At 30.2% G+C, this 19,489-nt stretch carries 21 protein-coding genes and 1 pseudogene; 16 read left to right on the top strand and 6 right to left on the bottom strand.

The window, feature by feature from the left end; genetic code table 11:
- Positions 1–133: 133 nt before the first annotated feature.
- The gene (locus DWX74_RS06725; protein WP_040410260.1) at positions 134–556 is read left to right on the top strand and encodes a YjdF family protein; all 423 of its coding nucleotides are present in this window, start codon (positions 134–136) and stop codon (positions 554–556) included.
- 66 nt (positions 557–622) lie between these two features.
- Here the strand turns inward: DWX74_RS06725 and DWX74_RS11430 are convergent.
- Positions 623–1,024: pseudogene (locus tag DWX74_RS11430) on the bottom strand (M23 family metallopeptidase); the annotation flags it as partial.
- Positions 1,025–1,347: 323 nt separating this feature from the next.
- Between DWX74_RS11430 and DWX74_RS06715 the strand changes: the two are divergent.
- The 5 genes from DWX74_RS06715 (at position 1,348) to DWX74_RS06695 (ending at position 5,590) form a co-directional block, all read left to right on the top strand.
- Positions 1,348–2,052, top strand: coding sequence for a response regulator transcription factor (locus DWX74_RS06715; RefSeq protein ID WP_118549284.1), 705 nt, complete (start codon positions 1,348–1,350; stop codon positions 2,050–2,052).
- Between the two features lie 2 nt (positions 2,053–2,054).
- Entirely contained in the window at positions 2,055–3,026 is a 972-nt protein-coding gene (locus DWX74_RS06710) for a sensor histidine kinase (RefSeq protein WP_118549283.1), read from the top strand.
- Between the two features lie 78 nt (positions 3,027–3,104).
- Positions 3,105–4,028, top strand: a complete 924-nt coding sequence (locus tag DWX74_RS06705) for an ABC transporter ATP-binding protein (RefSeq protein ID WP_118549282.1) — start codon at positions 3,105–3,107, stop codon at positions 4,026–4,028.
- A complete protein-coding gene (locus tag DWX74_RS06700; RefSeq protein ID WP_286164252.1) occupies positions 4,012–4,812 on the top strand; it encodes an ABC transporter permease in 801 nt (266 codons plus the stop codon). Before DWX74_RS06705 ends, DWX74_RS06700 begins: the two co-directional genes overlap by 17 nt.
- A gap of 1 nt (position 4,813) precedes the next feature.
- Positions 4,814–5,590 (top strand): ABC transporter permease, encoded by a 777-nt coding sequence (locus DWX74_RS06695; protein ID WP_118549280.1) that lies wholly within the window; start codon positions 4,814–4,816, stop codon positions 5,588–5,590.
- 194 nt (positions 5,591–5,784) lie between these two features.
- Here the strand turns inward: DWX74_RS06695 and DWX74_RS06690 are convergent, their stop codons facing one another.
- The 4 genes from DWX74_RS06690 to DWX74_RS06675 form a co-directional block, all read right to left on the bottom strand.
- Positions 5,785–6,297 carry a GNAT family N-acetyltransferase gene (locus DWX74_RS06690; RefSeq protein ID WP_118549279.1) on the bottom strand — a complete coding sequence of 171 codons (513 nt, stop codon included), beginning with the start codon at positions 6,295–6,297 and terminating at the stop codon, positions 5,785–5,787.
- Positions 6,298–6,359: 62 nt separating this feature from the next.
- Positions 6,360–7,793, bottom strand: coding sequence for an MATE family efflux transporter (locus tag DWX74_RS06685; protein WP_118549278.1), 1,434 nt, complete (start codon positions 7,791–7,793; stop codon positions 6,360–6,362).
- Between the two features lie 274 nt (positions 7,794–8,067).
- A complete protein-coding gene (locus DWX74_RS06680) occupies positions 8,068–8,940 on the bottom strand; it encodes a YitT family protein (protein ID WP_118549277.1) in 873 nt (290 codons plus the stop codon).
- Positions 8,941–9,424: 484 nt separating this feature from the next.
- Positions 9,425–11,212, bottom strand: a complete 1,788-nt coding sequence (locus tag DWX74_RS06675) for an aminopeptidase P family protein (protein WP_118549276.1) — start codon at positions 11,210–11,212, stop codon at positions 9,425–9,427.
- 363 nt (positions 11,213–11,575) lie between these two features.
- Between DWX74_RS06675 and DWX74_RS06670 the strand changes: the two genes are divergently transcribed.
- The 7 genes from DWX74_RS06670 (at position 11,576) to DWX74_RS06640 (ending at position 16,457) form a co-directional block, all read left to right on the top strand.
- Positions 11,576–12,337 (top strand): acyl-CoA dehydratase activase, encoded by a 762-nt coding sequence (locus DWX74_RS06670; RefSeq protein ID WP_118549275.1) that lies wholly within the window; start codon positions 11,576–11,578, stop codon positions 12,335–12,337.
- Positions 12,338–12,499: 162 nt separating this feature from the next.
- Positions 12,500–13,108 (top strand): NUDIX hydrolase, encoded by a 609-nt coding sequence (locus DWX74_RS06665; protein ID WP_118549274.1) that lies wholly within the window; start codon positions 12,500–12,502, stop codon positions 13,106–13,108.
- 12 nt (positions 13,109–13,120) lie between these two features.
- The gene (locus DWX74_RS06660) at positions 13,121–13,480 is read left to right on the top strand and encodes a GIY-YIG nuclease family protein (RefSeq protein WP_286164251.1); all 360 of its coding nucleotides are present in this window, start codon (positions 13,121–13,123) and stop codon (positions 13,478–13,480) included.
- A gap of 222 nt (positions 13,481–13,702) precedes the next feature.
- Positions 13,703–14,011 (top strand): PTS sugar transporter subunit IIB, encoded by a 309-nt coding sequence (locus DWX74_RS06655; protein ID WP_118549273.1) that lies wholly within the window; start codon positions 13,703–13,705, stop codon positions 14,009–14,011.
- 17 nt (positions 14,012–14,028) lie between these two features.
- Positions 14,029–15,105, top strand: a complete 1,077-nt coding sequence (locus tag DWX74_RS06650; protein WP_118549272.1) for an endonuclease/exonuclease/phosphatase family protein — start codon at positions 14,029–14,031, stop codon at positions 15,103–15,105.
- Between the two features lie 219 nt (positions 15,106–15,324).
- Positions 15,325–15,771: a Fur family transcriptional regulator gene (locus DWX74_RS06645; protein ID WP_158573243.1), complete on the top strand. Its 447-nt coding sequence runs from the start codon at positions 15,325–15,327 to the stop codon at positions 15,769–15,771.
- 179 nt (positions 15,772–15,950) lie between these two features.
- Positions 15,951–16,457, top strand: a complete 507-nt coding sequence (locus DWX74_RS06640; protein WP_118549270.1) for a hypothetical protein — start codon at positions 15,951–15,953, stop codon at positions 16,455–16,457.
- Between the two features lie 523 nt (positions 16,458–16,980).
- Here the strand turns inward: DWX74_RS06640 and DWX74_RS11260 are convergent.
- Positions 16,981–17,112, bottom strand: coding sequence for a hypothetical protein (locus tag DWX74_RS11260; RefSeq protein WP_286164250.1), 132 nt, complete (start codon positions 17,110–17,112; stop codon positions 16,981–16,983).
- A 397-nt stretch (positions 17,113–17,509) separates the two neighbouring features.
- Between DWX74_RS11260 and DWX74_RS06635 the strand changes: the two genes are divergently transcribed.
- From DWX74_RS06635 to DWX74_RS06625, 3 genes are all read left to right on the top strand, one after another.
- Positions 17,510–17,869 (top strand): GntR family transcriptional regulator, encoded by a 360-nt coding sequence (locus DWX74_RS06635; protein ID WP_006439511.1) that lies wholly within the window; start codon positions 17,510–17,512, stop codon positions 17,867–17,869.
- Between the two features lie 77 nt (positions 17,870–17,946).
- Complete coding sequence (locus DWX74_RS06630) at positions 17,947–18,663, top strand: ABC transporter ATP-binding protein (protein ID WP_199647592.1); 717 nt, start codon at positions 17,947–17,949, stop codon at positions 18,661–18,663.
- Positions 18,656–19,489 (top strand): hypothetical protein, encoded by an 834-nt coding sequence (locus DWX74_RS06625; RefSeq protein WP_118549268.1) that lies wholly within the window; start codon positions 18,656–18,658, stop codon positions 19,487–19,489. Before DWX74_RS06630 ends, DWX74_RS06625 begins: the two co-directional genes overlap by 8 nt.

Here is a 19,489-nt window from a genome sequence, read left to right as displayed (position 1 = left end):
TGAGTTCAATATACTCAACAACATAGATAAAAACACAGTTCGGTTGGTAGTCCGGACGCGGAATTTCCGTAAGTAACCTGCCTCCTTGGTTGTCCATTCTATGTATTTTACAATACATAAGGAGGAACAGGATATGAAGAAAGTATCAGAAAAACTAACAATATTTTTTGAAGGACCATTTTGGGTGGGGTTATTTGAGCAAACAATAGACGATAGGTATGAAGTTTGTAGAGTAGTTTTAAATACATCTGAGCCAAAGGATTATGAAGTTTATGAATATCTTCAAAAGAATTATTATAGTTTAAAATTCAGTCCTGCAATTTGTGGAGAAGTTATCTCTGAAAAGAAGATAAATCCTAAAAGAATGCAGCGAAAAATAAAAAGAGAAGTGCAAGGTAATTTTATCGGCACTAAAGCTCAACAAGCTCTTAAATTGCAGCATGAACAGATTAAGAAGGAAAAGAAAATTGCTCGCAAGGAGAGAGTAGAAGCTGAAAAGGAAAGAAAAAGAGAAATCCACATATTGAAAAAGAAAGAAAAACATAAAGGTCATTAATTTAAAAGGGGCTGGTACATTTGTACCAGCCCCTTTTAAGATATGTAATAAATAAATCTTATATAATTAATTCTCTACAAATTGTCCACGACTAATAAACTGCCTTTCTTCTTGATATGGAATATTCTTTATATCTATAAAAGAAATAGGCAAGCTTGCAGACATTAAAAAGCTTTTACCTTGTTGTATCTGAAAATGTATATGTGGCTCACTAGTATTTCCACTGTTTCCACATAAAGCTATTTTTTGTCCTCTTTTAACACTTTCCCCTACATTAACACAAAAGCTATCTTTCTTTATATGAGCAATTGTACTGTATTCATTTTCTGAATGTTTTATAACTATATAATTACCTCTTATATCAGAGCAGGCACATATAGCTTCTTGAACTTCTGGAATAGGAGTATCATTAAAAAGATTTTTTATTTCAACGACAATTCCGTCAGCTGGAGATAAAATAGGTTCTCCATAACAATTATAATCTGTTACTTTTCGACCATCACCTTTAAATGATTTTTCATTTTATAGTATATAAAAATCATAGGCATATCTCTGATTACAAACACCCCAAGAATGTGAATTAGCTTTATCAATTCCACCATTTACAACAAGCCATCTTCCTTCAAAAGGAAGACTATATAAAACCTCTGGTTTATAAGATTTTACATTAGGAAGTCTGAATAAATTTTTTATGTAAATAATAGGTATTCCAATAAAGGATTTTATAAGGTTAGTGCAAGATTACTGTGTTATCATATTATTAAATATAGAAAAATTAAGGTGGTATTATTATGAAAAAAATATTAATAGCAGACGACGATAAAGAATTATGCAAACTACTACAAATAACACTAAAAAGTGAAAACATAGATTCTAAAATATGCTTTAGCGGAATAGAAGCGATCAACGAACTTGAAAAAGACGAATATATTATGCTGATCCTAGATGTTATGATGCCAGGATTAGACGGGTTTAGAACACTTGAAATAGTTAGAGAAAATAGTGATATTCCTGTACTTATGCTAACTGCAAAAGATGACACATCAAGCAAAGTCAAAGGACTTAGACTTGGAGCAGATGATTATATAACAAAACCATTTAATACAGAGGAATTTCTAGCTAGAGTTGACTCATTGATTAGAAGATACAATATGAATAACAAACAGAGCAAAAACACAGAAAATTATAGAGAAAGTTTGTATTTTGAAGGATTAGAAATTTTACCTGATGAATACTCTGTAAAAACTGATAAAGGTATGATTGAATTATTGCCAAAGGAATTTGATGTTTTGTACTTTTGTGCAATTAATCAAGGTAGAATACTTACTAAAAAACAGATATATGAAGCTGTATGGAATGAAAGTTATGCATTTGACGACAATAATATAATGTCCGTAATAAGCAGGATAAGAAAGAAAATAGAAGAGGATTCTTCAAATCCTAAATACATCCAAACTGTGAAGGGCATAGGATATAGATTTAATAAGGTGGTATAAGGATGCAAGTTTTATATTTCTTACTGGCAATCTCTTTACTTTTAAATATAGTTTTGTGCAGCAAGGTAATATCTATAAATAAAAAGATATCTGAATCTATTGAGGTATTAGATGATATAAAAAAAGGCAATGGAAATAGGAAGATATTATCAAAAGACAATGATAATTTTTCTGAAATAATATATAAAATAAACGAGATTGTATATTTATACGAGGAAAAGTTAACAGAATTTAGAAAAAAGGAAAATGCGAATAATCAGCTATTGACTAGCCTTTCTCACGATATAAGAACTCCTCTAACATCTATAATTGGATATACCGATGCAATAAAAAAAGAATTATTAAAGAATGGATTAAATGACAAATACGATTTACAAAATGTAATTGAAAATAATAATACATTAGAAAATAATAACGTTATAGAAAATTATATAGATATTGTAAGAGAAAAATCTTACTCTCTGAAAGAATATTTGGATAATGTATTTGATTGGTTTAAATTAAATTCCAATGAATTCTACTTAGATTTAAAGGATACTGAAATTACTGAGCTTAGTAGAAATATCATAAAAAGCTGGATTGTAATATTCGAAGAAAAGGATATAGATTTTGATATAGAAATAGAAGAGAAAGAGATAATATGCAACTTGGATCAAAATGCTTATGCAAGGGTTATAAATAATATAATCCAAAATGCAGTTGAGCACAGCAAGACTAAAAAAATTCAAATTTCAATAAAAGAAAGTAATAAAAAAATATTTATAACTATAAAAGATTTTGGAGTAGGGATAGAGCCTGATGACTTGGAACATATTTTTGACAGACTTTATAAGTGCGACAAGGCTAGAAATAAAGTCGGAAGTGGATTAGGACTTTACATTACTAAGGAACTTATAGAGAAAATGAACGGTTGTATAGACGTAAAAAGCAAAGTTGGCGAAGGGACAGAATTTGAAATTATATTTGAGATATAAGGTTTATACAAGGTTGGTGCAATGTATATGTTAGGTTTAAGTATTACAATTTAATTAAAGAAAGAGAGGCGATTATATATGAGTGAATATGTAATAGAAACAAAAGGGTTAACTAAAGAATACAATGGAAAAAGAAGTGTTTCTGATTTAAACCTACATATAAAAAAGGGAAGAATATACGGTCTTTTAGGCAGAAATGGAGCAGGTAAGACTACAACAATGAAGATGATTTTAAATCTGATAGATTCATCAGCTGGAGAAGTCATCGTATTTGGAAAAAGTATGAAAAAATACAACAAGGAAATTCTACCAAGAATAGGCTGCTTAATAGAATCTCCTGGATTTTATCCGAACTTAACTGGTACAGAAAACTTAAAAATATTTGCTCAGCTTAGAGGTATTCCTAAAAGAAATGCTATAAAAGAATCACTAGAGCTAGTTGGGCTAAAGTACAATGATAAAAAGTTGTTTTCACAGTATTCTATGGGTATGAAACAAAGACTTGCAATAGCACTTGCTGTTATGCACGATCCTGAGATTTTAATATTAGATGAGCCAATAAACGGACTTGATCCTATAGGAATAGCAGAAGTTAGAACTTTTATAAGAAAATTATGTACTGAAAAAGGCAAAACAATTCTAATTTCTAGCCATATTTTATCTGAGATAGAGCTTATTGCGGATGATATTGGAATTATAGATAATGGAGTTTTATTGGAAGAGGAAAGCTTAGAAGAACTAAAAAATATGAATAAAAAATATATTAAACTAGTTGCACATAATGATTCAAAGGCAGTTAAAGTTTTAGAAGCATGTTTTAATATTAAAAATTATTCTGTTGAAAAGAATGGAACTATAAAAATATACGATTTAGGTATAGTTATTCCAGAGCTGGTTAGAGAGCTTGTGAAAGAAGGTATTGCTGTAGAAGAAATACGGATGAAAGAGGACACACTTGAAGATTATTTCAAGAGAATAACTGGGGGTGCTGGAATTGCTTAAACTAGTTAAATGCGAATTTTTAAAATTAAAGAGGAAAAAATTTATCCCTATTGGAGTAATATTTTCTTTACTTTTTCCAATAGCACTCACTTTTATCGTAAAGGGACAGTTTATTTCGGGAGAGTATTTGAGCCAAAAGGACGCATTTGACTCATTATTTGACATGGTTATAGTGTACGGAATGCAGTTTTTACTTCCTTGTATGTTAGGAATACTTGCAGCTGTAATTTTCTTTGAAGAAAGAGATAACGACACTTTTAAAAATTTAAAGTCAATACCAATAACATCAACACAACTAGTAATTTCCAAGATTATTTTAATGCTTATTTGTTCGATTATATTCTGTTTACTATCATGTATAGCATCAGGAATTTGCGGATTAATCTTCTTTGAATTAAATGATTTTGGATATAAGTTATTAATCTCTGCTGAAATGGGCATACTTATGGGAATAGGTATTTTACCTTTAGTAGTTGTTGTCGTATTTTTTAGTAAAACATATATTTTTTCAATTTTACTATGTATCTTTTGGACTAGCTTAAATACTTTAGCAACAGTTATGTACGATGTTTTACCTAAGTTTGTATTATGGATTTTACCAATTCCTCTTTCTATGTTCTGGTCGTCAAAAGAGCTATTTGAAAGGGGAATGGCATTAAAATTATCAGAGTTTCAAAAGCTCAATTTATTACCAAGCACTTTAGAAACATTTGCCATATTAGGAGTGATTGGTATAATTTCGATATTCTTAATTGATTACATATACAGAAAGAGAAGTGAGTAATATGATTACTATAATAAAAACAGAATTTTTAAAATTAAAAAGATACAATATTATATTATCTGGGATTTTTATGATGCTTTTATCTGTAGTACTTACTATATTTACTTCTACTGCAAATGATGGATCATTTTGGGATTTTAGATATTTGTACGAGCAAGTGATTAAAAACAATATGACATTGATATTTCCAGTTTGTATTACGTTAATTTCAGGATATATTATGAATAGAGAATATGACAATAATACGATGAAAAATATACTTACTGTTCCTATTTCATATAAGAAACTTGTATTTTGTAAGTTGATTGTGTGTGGAGTTGTTTCAATTCTATTTGGATTCTGCTGTTTTATTTTTACGATAATAGGAGAAAAAGTTATGAATTATCCAGGATTTACAGTTAGATATGCTATAGAAGCATTGTTTAGCATAACTGCAAACAGTTTATTCCTTTATATTGCAACAATGCCGATAATAGTATTATCTTGGAGAAAGCAAAAAGGATACTTAGTCGGTGCAATAGCAGCATTTGTCTATGGGTATTCTGGGTTACTAGCATCATCAAAAATGGCTCTAGCAAACATCTATCCAATAACTGCAACATTAGGATTGATAGGGTATAGAAGCTACGACGTAAGTGTAAATTGGAACATTGGACTAAACATAATCTCACTAGCTTTAATGATATTACTATCCATACTAATAACAATAAAATCAAACATAAACCTAGACAACTCAAAAGAAAAAAAGAAAAAGGTTAAAACAAAAAAAGGATGGTAGAATTTATTATCAATATATACTATTCTTAGTTTTCAATATTAAAAAGGTAAATCCATAGTAAAAAAATGGGACAAGAGAAATAACTACTATAAAGCGACAATACTGCAAGCGACTCGCAACCTATAAATGTGTTACATAAATGGGCGAGGCGCTGAAGCCTGGAGCAAAGAGTAGTTATTCTCTTGTCCTTTATTTTAGTGTAAATTTACCTTTCCTTTTATTCCTCTAAATCCCCCTGTGCAAGTAGGGCAAGCCAATACGAATTTGTCATCTATTTCAGAGTCATTTTTTATATTGTACTCAGTAGTTTCAACAAATCCGAATCTATTATAATATTCAGGATCTCCAACTAAGAAAGCTCCTGGATATCCAAGTTCTGCCGCCATCATACATGCGTTAGAAATTAACATACCTCCAACGCCATTTCCTCTTTCTTCTAAAGCAACAGAAAGTGGTGCAACCATAACTCCTTTAAAAATTCCACCGTCGTCAGTTTCAACATCTACCCTTGAAAGAAGTATATGTCCTACTATTTTACCGTCTTTTTCAGCGACAAATTCACATTCTGGAAGATATGTATCTCTCGCTCTTAATTCATAAACAAAATCCTGCTCTGTACCACTAGAAACTTTAGCTGTTTCAAATGCAGTTTTTACAAGATTATATATTTCTTCAAAATCTGATTCTTTTACATTTCTTATTAACATTTTAAATAATTCCTTTCTAAAATTACTTATTTATGAAAACAATTTCATACACTAATTATAATCTATTTATCTAATTTTGTAATCCATTTACCACTACTGAATCGTATAAATACAAGCAGTGTTCTTAAAAGCTGGTCTGCCATAATAGCAATCCAAGCTCCTTCAAGTCCCATACCAAATCCATGAATTAGTACAATTGCAAGTATTGGTCTTAAGAATAGAGAAGTAACTGTTACTATCATCGCAGTAGCTTTGGTATCACCAGCACCTCTTAAAATACCACTTATAATAAACTGAGAACCTTGAGGAATCTGTATAATAGACACCATGACAAGAAGTCTGGCACCTAGATTTACTATCTCAGGATCAGGGTTATAAAGTGAAATTATCTGTCTTGGGAACACGAAGAATAAAAACATAAGTATTATAGAAACTACAGTTCCCATTCTTCTTGAGCGTGTTGCGTATAAATTTGCCATATCGGCTCTTTTTTTACCTAAGCTTTGACCAACTAGAGAAGTTGCAGAAACTGCAAATGCCTGACCATTCATAAATGAAAGTGCCCGTATATTCATACATACATTATGAACTGCAAATGCTAATGTTCCAAGTGATGCTACTGTTTTTGCAAATGCGATAAATCCTACACGCATAACTAACTGTTCAATAAGTGCTGGAACACCTATATCTGAAATCGCAGCCATCATTTTAAAATTAGGTTTTAAACCATCTTTAACTCTAAATATTACATAATTTCTATGTCCAGTAACTGCAACACAAGCCATCATAAAAGCCACAAACTGCCCTAAAATTGTAGCAAGTGAAGCACCAGCAACCTCTAATCTTGGGCATCCAAAGTTTCCGTAGATTAATGCGTAGTTTAAAATTACATTTGCTAAGTTTCCTATTAAATTATAAATCATAGCTGTTTTAGAATTTCCAGCTCCTCTAAGTGCTGCTGTAATTGTACCTGTAAGGGCTAGTGGAAGAATTCCAAGCATTTGTATTTTTAAATATTCTGTTCCTTCTTTTAGTGAAAGGGCATCAGTAGCACCCATAAATTTTATGATAGGCTCTGCTGTGGAATACATTATTAATGAAATTAATACAGATATAAAGATATTTATTAAAATAGCCTGTCTTAAAACAAGATTGGCTTTTCCTTGATCTCCTTGACCTTTGCTGCGAGCAACTAAAGCAGTTGTACCGACATTTATGGAAGTTATAATTGATATTATTAGAAACTTAGGTTGAGTAGTAAGTCCAACAGCGGTAAGCGCTGAGGCTCCAAGACGACCGACCATTATCATATCGACCATAGATGCCAACTGAGTTAGCATAAGTTCTAAAAGAGAAGGCCATGCTATTGTTACGATATCTTTGTAAAGCATCTTAGATGTAATGCCAGAAGGAATTGTTTTACTTGAATTTAAATAGGTTTGCGTGGTTTCTCCAGGCTCCAATAAATCCAATGCTAATTTTTGTTGAGGTTTCAATTTTATCCCTCCCTCTTAATATTTAGTTTTTTATCTTTATATTATAAATTATATCACTTGATTATACTATTTTCTATAAATTCAAAAAAATTATAATATAAAAAGATTATATTATAAAATAATTATATAGAAAGATGTGAATAATTTATAAATAAGCATATCATCTATTTATAATTAATATTATTCTATCAAAAATAAAAAAATGGCATTAAACCCATTGGATAAAATGCCATTAAAAATTCATTATATGAAATCTATTATATACCTGAATTGTTTAGTTTTCTATATATTCTTTCTTGAATGTAAAACCTTTACCATGAACTTCATTTACTTTGCTCACTATCATAAATGCGTTTGGATCTATTTCAAGAACTTTGCTATTTAAAGCAGGTAATTCTCTGTTAGAAATAACAGTAAGAACAACTGGATATTCATTTTTCATATATCCTGTTTCTGCCTGAAGTAGAGTAGTACCTCTATCTATTTCAGTTGATATCATAGTATTTATTTTTTCGTATTCTTTAGAAACTATCTTAACCTGAGTCTGAGATTTACCCATAACAAGCACATTATCTAGTACTAAAGTATAAGTCATAACTAGAAGTATTCCGTATAATACCATTTCTTTGTTTGTAAATAACATCTGAGAAAGAAGTATTAAAAAGTCGAAGAAGTACATACTAACAGATACTGGAATACCAACCTTTTTGTTTATAACTAGTGGAGGTATATCCATACCACCAGTAGATGCACCGCATTTAATAACTATACCTATAGCAACACCTATCATAATACCAGCGCATAAAACAGCAAGTAGATTATCACTTGTCATACCACCATAACCGATTGTCTTTTCAAAGAAAGCAAATGCAGTAGGGTAGAAGAATGTACTTATTAAAGTAGAAAGTGCGAACTTCTTACCTAAAACAAATAAACCTATAAGGAACATAACTCCATTAAAAATAAAAATAAATCCTGACATTGGTATACCAAACTGATTGTATAATAACAATGAAAGCCCTGTAGTTCCTCCTGTAATAAGATTATTTGGCACTATAAACAGAACAACTGCTAAAGCGTAAATAGCATTCCCTATAAGAATTGCTACTATATTAAAAATAGTCTTCCATGAAAAATTCTCTTTCATACTAAACCCCCTTATTAAATTGTATTTTCTGAAAATAAAATATATTTCAATATAATTTTAAAACATAAGCATAAAAGCTCACTATTACTAATTATATAATTAAAATCAACTTAATTCAACACAAATAATAAATACTAAGACAATTAAACAAACTTTTCCAACCATATCATCTTCAAATACACTATGAACTATATAATTTGAATAAAAATATTTTGAATGTCACAGATAATTACTGTAGCAATCCCTTCTTTAGATCCTTATCTTTAATCATTTTAATAATGTGCAAAGGAAAAGACTAGTTTAAATTAAAGCGACAATTCTGCAAGCGCCTCGCAACTCTGAAATGTGTTACATAATCAGAGCGAGGCGCTGAAGCCTGGAGCAAAATTTAACTAGTCTTTTCCCCATATTATTTACATTTAAAGTAAGAAATAAAGAAGGGATGCCACAGCATACTGCGACATCCCAATATATTTTTATTTAATTATATAGCTCTAGTGTATCCTTTTAACCATTCTCTTTCTTCTTCAGTTAAGTGTGGTCCTATTTTTTCGAATACCTGTCCATGGTACCAGTTTAGATAATCTCTTTCTTCTTTAGTCATAAGCTCTGGATCTATACCATCTAAATCTATTGGAGCAAATGTTATAACTTCGAAGTTCATAAACTGTCCGTATAAGTTCTTTTCAGCTTTTTTACAAACTATTTCGTTTTCTATTCTTATACCATGAGATCCTTCTATATAAACACCTGGTTCATTAGTAGTTATCATACCTTCTTCAAGAACAGCAGAGTCAAATCTTTCAGGAACTAATCTCCATCTGAATCCATTTGGAGCTTCGTGAACGTTAAGAACATGACCTATACCATGTCCAGTACCGCACTGATAATCTATTCCCATTTTCCACATAACCCCTCTACAAAGTATGTCAAGGTTGTATCCGTGGCATCCGTATAAGAATTTAGCTAATGATAAGTTTATCATACCTCTAACAACAGAAGTGAAGTGAAGTTTTAATTCATCATTTAATTCACCTAATACAAATGTTCTAGTTATATCAGTTGTACCATCTAAGTACTGTCCACCTGAATCTAGTAAGTATAAGTGTTCTGGTTTTAATTCTACATCAGTTTCTGGAGTAGAAGAGTAGTGCATCATAGCAGCATGTTCTTTGTAAGCTGATATACTTCCGAATGAAGTATCGAAGAAGTCTTTCTGTTCAGCTCTTAATTCTTCTATTTTAGCCTGAGCAGTAAGTTCTGTTATACCACCTTTAGCAACGTTATTTTTTAACCAGTACATGAATTTAGTTATAGCAACACCGTCTTTTATATGAGCGTTTCTTGTGCAAGCAAGTTCTGTTTCATTTTTACAAGCTTTGAAGAATAAAGATGGGTTGTAATCAACTATTTTTTCAGCAACTATATTGTTGAATATAGCGTAGTTTAATTTAGTTCCGTCAACAAGAACTTTTTCTCCAGCTGGTATACCTTTAACGAATTCGTAAACATCGTTGTATGGTAATATTTCTATTTTTTCAGCTGCGAATATAGCTTTTAAATCTTCTGGTAATTTAGTTTCGTCTAAGAATAAGCAAACTTTGTCAGCAGTTATAACAGTGTAAGCTAAAACAACTGGACTGTGAGCTACGTCTCCACCTCTCATGTTGAATATCCAAGCGATATCATCAAGAGTAGTTATTACGTGGTGAGAAGCACCTTTTTCTGCCATTTTTTCTCTTATTCTAGTTAATTTAGATGCTATACTTTCACCAGTGAATTTAACATCTAATGCAAAAGCTTTAGCATCAGATAAAGCTGGTCTTTCTGCCCATATTTCATCTATTAAATCATACTGATATTCTATTTTTACATTTTTTTCAGCTAAAACAGCAGTAAGTTCATTTCCTTCGTTAGCAGATATAACTCTACCATCAAATCCTAGAACAGATCCTTCTGGAAGGTTAGCAACTAAGAATTCAGTTGTAGTAGGGAATCCTTCTACACCCATTTTCATTAATTCTATTCCAGTTCCTTCTAACTGTTTTTCAGCCTGTATGAAGTATCTTCCGTCAGTCCAAAGTCCTGCGAAATCTTTAGTTACTATAACAGTACCAGCTGAACCATTGAATCCACTTATGAATTCTCTTGATTTGAAGTATTCTCCAACATATTCACTCTGATGGAAGTCAGCTGATGGTACCATGTAAGCATCTATATTTTTTGATGCCATGATTTCTCTTAATTTAGATAATCTTTCTCTTATATCCATTTTTTTACCCTCCGTAAAAATATCTATTCTCTGTGTTATTTGAAATACGTTTTCTCAAACACAATTTTAGGATAACACTTTATCATCATTTATACAACTGTTCTGAAAATATGATAAATTTTAAAAATATTGGAATTTCAACATATTTAGAATTTATAGTAAAAAAATATAAATAATCAAAAATCAATAATTTTTTTATATGAAATTTAAAACTGCCAATTTCAAATATTAAATTTATAATGTTATAGTAAATCTCTATTATACTATTAGATAAAACTATGATAAAATAGATAAGTAGACTAATAATGTAAAATAATAATCAAACAAATTATATATATACAAAAAGAGGGAGGAGTAAAGTTAATGTACAGTATAGGCGTTGATTCAGGATCAGTAGCAACAAAAGGGGTTTTATTTGATGGAGAAAAAATAGTAAAAAAAATAATAGTTCCAACAGGATGGAGCCCAATGACTACTGCTAATGAAGTTTATGAAAAATTAAAAGAAGGTATACCAGAAGAAGAAATCAAAAAAGTTGTAGGTACTGGATATGGTAGAGGAGTTATGGACTTTGCTGATAAAAAGGTTACTGAAATAACTTGCCATAGTAAAGGAATTCACTTTATAAATAATGATGTAAGAACTATACTTGATATAGGCGGACAGGACAGTAAAGTTATAAACCTTGATGAAGATGGAAACGTAGTAAACTTCCTAATGAACGACAAATGTGCTGCAGGTACAGGAAGATTCTTAGAAGTTACTTCTAATATATTAGGAAGCGATATAACTAAAATAGATGAACTTGCAAGAGGAAACAACCCAGTAAACATATCTAGTATGTGTACTGTTTTTGCTGAGTCAGAAATAGTAAGTTTATTAGCACAGAACGTTCCAACAGGAGAAGTTGCTGCTGGTATATTAAAATCAATAGCTAATAAATCTACTTCTATGTTATCAAGAGGAGAAATAGTAGACAAGGTAGCATTCACAGGTGGTCTTGCAAAAAGTAGCGAGCTTGTTAGAATGGTATCTGAAATAATAGGAAAAGATATATTCTTAGCTGAAGACACTCAGATAATAGGTGCATTAGGTGCTGCTGTTATAGGATTTGGTAGAAGATAATTTTAATAAAGAAATTTTTTAGAGATATCCAAAAGGGTATCTCTTTTTATATGCAAAAATTTTCAATATTGTAGTTCAAATATGTGATATAATCGAATTATATAATTAATATAAAATAATTATCTTTTCAAATAAAAATTACAAATGAGAAGGGGATTTAACATGAAACAGAAAAAAGTAAAAAAATTAACTCCTATACGGAAGTCTAAATATTTAAGTATGTACGAAATGAAATACGAATCTAAAGACAAATCTGAAAAAACTTGGATGTTAGCTACAAGAAAATCAGAAGAAGAGCTTAACGATATGTATTTCGGCGATGGAAATGACAGAGATGATGCTGTTGTAATGGTTCCATATCATATAGATGAGGACAAGTTAGTGATAATAAGAGAATATCGTGTTCCCTTAGACGATTACGTATATTCACTTCCTGCAGGACTTATAGATCCAGGTGAAGATATTGAAGTATGTGCAAAAAGAGAATTAAAAGAAGAAACAGGACTTGATCTTATTGAAATAAATAAAATGGACAGTGGATTTGGTCTGTACCCATCTCCAGGTATGACAGATGAATCATTCTCACTACTTTACTGCACTTGTAAAGGTGAGCCATCAAATGAATATCTTGAGCCAACAGAAGAAATCCAGACTTTATTAGTAGACAGACAGCAGGCTGTTGAAATATTAAAAAGCAAAGCAAATATGGACGTAAAGGCATTTTTAGCATTACAGATATTTATAGCTGTTGGAAAGGACAACGAAAACTAGGAGATAAAATAATTGAAGATTTTTTATACATATATAATAGGATGTAAAAATAACACATTATACACTGGATATACAACTGACATAAAAAGAAGAATGATTGAACATACAGACGGAACAAACTGCAAATACACTAAAAACTACGGATTTAAAAAGCTTGAGGCATACTTTGAAAGCAGCAGTAGAAGCACTGCAATGAAACTAGAGTGTTACATAAAGAGGTTGACAAGGGCTAAAAAATTAAAAATAATTGAAAATCCGAACACTTTAGTGGAAATGTTTTTGAATGACAAGGGAGAGCGGATAAGAGTTGGTAGTATGAGTGTAGATATTATTAATAATGAAGTATATGAATTAAAAAAAGGTATAGATTAGAAACAATCTATAATAAATAAGAATTATTATTTAGAATTACACGAACGATTATAATATTGACAGATTGTTTATTGGGGTTATAATATATATTATAAGACAATTAAATCTGATAATAGTTCGTGTATTTTTATGAAAATACTAGATAAATTCAAATTATTATTAGAATTATGACGTTAAATTTTTCTAAACTAGAATTAAAAACGGAAGGATACAAATAAACTTATGAAAATAGTAGTTGCATGTACTGGTGGAATGTCTACAGATATACTAGTAGACAGAATGAAAAAAGAAGCAGAAAGCAGAGATATAGCTTGCAATATAGAAGCTATTCACAGAAACAAAATAGAGGAAGTTCTTTCAAATAATGATATAGATTTACTTCTTTTAAGCCCACAGCTTATGGGAGAATTTGATCGTATAAAAGCCTTTGCTCCAGGCGAAACAAAAGTAGAAATGTTAGACATGGTAAAATTTGGTGCTTGCGATGGGCATGCTACACTTAATTTTGCTATGGATTTAATAAACGAATAATATAATAGAGGTAAAAATTGAGAAAAAGCTTTAAGAAAATAGTTAAGGTTATAGCTGCTGTATTTTGTACAGTAGTTATACTTTTATGCGCTTATTTAGGTTGGCTTACGGTGTCTGACTACCAGCCACTATACAAAGAAAACCTAGTAATAGCGCATATGACTGATAAGGAAAACGTTGAGCTAGATGAAAAATACTCTATAACAACATATAACATTGGCTTCGGAGCATATAGCCAAGACTTTGATTTCTTCATGGACGGTGGAACAGAATCTAAGGCTAAAGATAGAGAAACTGTCATGAAAAATATCAATGGAGCTGTAGATGAATTAAACAAAATAGATCCTGACTTTGCATTTGTTCAGGAGATAGATATCAACAGCTCGAGAAGTAGAAAGACCGACCAAAGAGCACTTGTCGCACATGGATTAGATGACGAATATACAAACTGCTTTGCATTTAACTACAAAGTACCATATATTATATATCCATTTGATGATATGCATGGTAAAGTATCTGCAGGACAGGGTACATACAGCAAGTATAAATTCGAAACTGCTGAGAGGATTTCTCTTCCTACAGACCAGAGTTGGCTTGCTAGATTATTTGGTCTAGATAGATGTATGATAGTAAATAGAATAAAAACATCTAACAATAAAGAGCTTGTTCTTATAAATCTACACATGTCTGCATACGACAAAGGTGGAGAATATAGACAAAAGCAGCTTAATATGTTAGAAGAAATACTTGAAGATGAGTACAAAAAAGGGAATTATGTAATAGCTGGTGGGGATTGGAACCACGTTATTCCAACCACTGACATAAATAAATTTGCAAAAACTGAGGAAAGACCAGATTGGTATGATTATATTCCAGAAAACTTCAGTCCAAAGGGATATAGATTTGAGGTAGATGAAAACGTATCTACAAACAGAACTGCTGGAATTCCTTATGATGAAGATGTAAATTTCACAGCTATTATAGACGGATTTATAGTATCTGATAATATAGACGTTGTAGCCAAAAAAGGAAGCGATTTACAGTTTAAATACTCAGACCACAATCCAACAACAATAGAATTTAAATTAAATTAAATTAGAAATAATTAGGAGATGAATAATATTAAATCATCTCCTTTTTTTGTGAAGAAATTTCTATCAGAAGAAATATTTATCTAACTATTTAAAATATTTTTAAGCTAGTATTGACTAATATGAGAAAAGTGATTATAATTTATATATGATAACGAATATCAATATATACAACAATTAAATTTCAATAAATATAAATTATTAATAAAGGGAGTGAATAAATTGCTTAAAAATAATGTAAAAATAGATTTTAATAATAAAACAGAGCTAAAAAATCAAATTGTAGAGGAACTAAAGTCTAAGGGACATAGAATAACTTTTCAAAGAAGATTAATCCTGGATACTATTTTAAGCAATGAAACTCTTATGATAAAAGAGGTATATTATAACGTAAGAAAAAAGGATAGATCTATCGGTTTAGCAACTGTTTATAGATTTATAAAAATCCTTCAAGAAGCTGGAATAATAGATGAAAATGAAAAATTTACTTTTGCTAATGCCGACGACAATGTAGAGTGTGGTGATTGTAGCGTAACTCTTCAAAATGGAGAGGTTGTAAGTATAAACTGCTGCGAGCTATACTCAGCTGTAAAAAATATCTTAATTAATAAAGGATATAATAATGATTTAAAAATAGACAGTATTAACACAACTAGAACGAAAAAATAATTTTTTAGAAGGTTAATAATTAAAATTTCAAATATAAACTAAGACTCTTATACTATAATTGTATGCCAACTCCTAAAAGTATAGGAGTTTTTTATTGTTTAAATATAATCCATTATGAAGCATTTATTGTAAAAGCTTTTCTGTTATGATATAATTTCTTTCAAACGGAGGTGTTGTATATGATAAAGAAGATAACTATGCAACAAGCTATATTTATGCTATCAAACTTACAAAAGAAGGAAGCCAAATTAAAACAGCAGTTTTACGGCTCTTGTAGAGATATACCACTAAAAAAAGATGGTGAATCTGTTGTAAGTCAGGAATTGGTAGAGAAAAATATAGATAGATTTAAGGAATATAAAATATTATTAAAAGATATTGTAAATCTTAAAAAAGCTATACATGCTGGAAACAATAAGGTTGTTTATGAAGGTAAGACATTAAATGAGTTATTAATAGAAGCAAAAATGGGTAGACAGTATTTAAGTCTATTAGAGGTAATGATTCATGATTCAAGAATCAGCCTAGAGCCAAACTTAGGTGTGATAGAATACGGAAACCCAAACATTGAAATGTTTGAAGAAGAAATCGAGTCACTTGATTTAGAAAATAAACTAAATGAACTATCTCAACTAATAGAAAAACTAAACACTGAGGTGGAAATAGAAGTAGATCTAGAAGAGTAATATAAAGGATATGATAATAACTACTCTTTGCTCCAGGCAGTCAAGCTGCATTGTCGCTTTAGAGTAGTTATTTCTCATATCCCAGTTTATAAAATTACTTCTAGTTGGTGATTGGTTGAAAGTTTATAACTTTGCTATAAATTAATTGTTATTTGAAATATAGTAGCCGTATAAAGACGAAAAAAGCTTATTATATAGAAAAACGAATTTCGATTTTACAATTTTCATTAATTTACATATTACGAGTTACGAATAATTAAAAGAACAGTAAATCAATCATTGTAAACAACGAAATTGTACGGCGATGGCTGGATTTTTTCTGGCAAAAACTGAATGGTAGAGAGTTTTGCTTTTAGATTTATCAACTGAGCATCTAATTTAATTCAGGTGCTCTTTTTTATTAGAGCATAGATTAAGATATATTTTTTTATGCCAAAATTTAAAAAGATATGTTATAATAAATATAGAAAAAGAACCACGCAAAAGAGTGGTCGATATAGAAAAGGTAATTTAATAAAAAACTTTATTTTTTACCGTCTCTTCTATTGCCAGTAGAAGGGCGGTTTTTTATTTTATCATAAATTAGATTTATTAATAAGCCGTCTAATACGGGTATTATCGCAATCTCTAACAAGATAATAATAAAATCTTTCATAGTTATCACCTCCTTTCATCAGAAAGTAGGTTTAAACTATCAACCACCCTTTTCTTTACGTGATTCCAAAAGTGATTATAACATATATTTTTAACAAAATGGATGATATTTTAAGCTTTTCAATAAAAGTAACAAAATTGTTACTTTACAGATTAGGTGTACTACCATTATAATACAGTTAATAGCAAAAGTATTTTCAAAAAAGTGTACTGTCTGTGTAGTACATCGAGATAAAAATAATTAAAATCTCACCACACAATCGTGATAGGAGCTGCCGTACTTCTATCAATTATTTTTACCTAGTGTGTACTACACAGATAATACGCTAGCCAAATGAGGAAAAAATTTTTTATAAGAAGTGTACCACATAAATAGTACACCTCGGAAAGGAGAATTTATGTATTTCGAAATAGACTCAAGCTCTCCTATATATTTACAGATAATAAAAAATATAAAAAGAAGAATAATAATAGGGGAATTAATGCCAGGAGATGAGATTCCATCAAGAAGGGAAATGGCATCAAGTTTAAAAGTAAATCTTAACACAGTACAGAAAGCATATAAGGAGATGGGCGATATGGAATTAATAACAACATTTGGAAACCATCAGAGCAGAATAACATCAAACCCAGAGATAATAGCATCTCTAAAGGCTGAGATGGTTAACGAATCTCTTGAAAAATTTATCAAGGATATGAAATCAATAAAGGTTGAAAAAGAAGAAATAATAAAACTAATAGAAAGATTTTACGACTAAAAATAACTAAAATTCGTATAAAAATTTTGCCAATCTATTTTTAAAGGCTATTGATTATGGCAGAAGAGGAGGACAAAATGTTAGAAGTAAAAAATGTCAGCAGATCATTTAGAAAGCTGAGTGGAATAAAATACAAAAAATTCAAAGCTCTAGATGATGTAAGTTTCAATATAGAAAAAGGTAAGGTAACAGCCTTACTTGGAATAAATGGTGTTGGTAAAACAACAGTTATGAAAATAATGGCTGGACTTATCAAACCAGACTCAGGAGAAGTGCTTGTCGACGGAGAAAAATTCAACCAGAATAGCTACAACAAGGTTGCATTTGTTCCAGATATAAACATACACTTCGCAAACACAAAAATATCAGAAATGTTCGAGTTTATGGAAGTATTCTACAAAAACTGGGACTCTGAAATGGCAGAGGAAATGCTAAAAATATTCGGATTAAATGAAGAAGATATAATAGACAACCTATCAAAAGGGAACATAGCTAGAGTAAAACTAATAATAGGATTTGCTCAGAAGCCAGAGTACCTACTGCTAGATGAACCATTCTCAGGAATAGATTTCTTCAAAAGAGAAGAGTTTATAAGTTTAATACCGGAATACATGAATGAAGATCAGGCTATTGTAATCACTACTCACGAAATATCAGACATAGAAAACATAGTAGATGATGTAATCTTCATAGATGAAGGAAAATTAGTAATGAACATAAATGCAGAAGAACTTAGAGAAAGAGAAAACCTATCAATTCTTGAAAAGATGAGGGAGGTATACCAAAATGAGTAAAACACTGGCACTTTCAAATATAGAGCTAAGAAAGAATTTAAAGTTCTATGCTATATACTGTGCCACAATATTGGTATCTATCATAGCTGTTAACGGATACTACATATATATGTCAGCTACTACATACGAATTAACAGAAATGTATAGAAATCAAATCGGCGGAGTATTTTATGGGGCTATGATTCTTGAAGGCAATATGATTATTCATCTTTTATTATCTTTAGGCGTAATGGGAGCTATTTTATACACAGCTGCAATATGGTTAAAAGATTGGAATGGAAGCCATAAAAATATATACACTTATATGATGATTCCTGGAAACAAGATGAAAATATATGTAGCAAAAATGATGAATTCATTATTTTTCGTATATATGGTTATGGTTTGTGAAACAATAGCATTATTTATATCAAAGCTAATATTTAATGCAGTATTTGCATCAAAGTGCAATATCATAGATTCATCATTTAACTCAGATCTTTCATTTGCATCTGATACATTGTTTGTATGCTCAAACAGAGTAGACTTCCTAATAGAAAATATACTTTTTGTATTTGTAGGAATAACAGTAATATCTACACTTATGATAATAATTATGAGCATGAAAAACAAAACTGCAGGATTTGTAGCTTTAGGAATATTTGTATTTATTGCAGCTATTTTAGGAATAAATACAGGAAGTGCAAGTTCTAAAATTTATCAGGTGTTATTGAATATGGGTATAACTGATAATATAATTGTTGCAAATATTATAGTAGCTGTTATTGTTTCGATAATATGCACAGCGATTTCATATTTTCTTTCTAATAGGAAAATGAGCGTGTAA

The organism is Peptoclostridium sp. AF21-18 (assembly GCF_003478825.1).
GTDB lineage: Bacteria > Bacillota > Clostridia > Peptostreptococcales > Peptostreptococcaceae > Peptacetobacter.
Note: the sequence above shows the minus strand (reverse complement) of the source record. Positions and strands in the feature narration are given on the sequence as shown.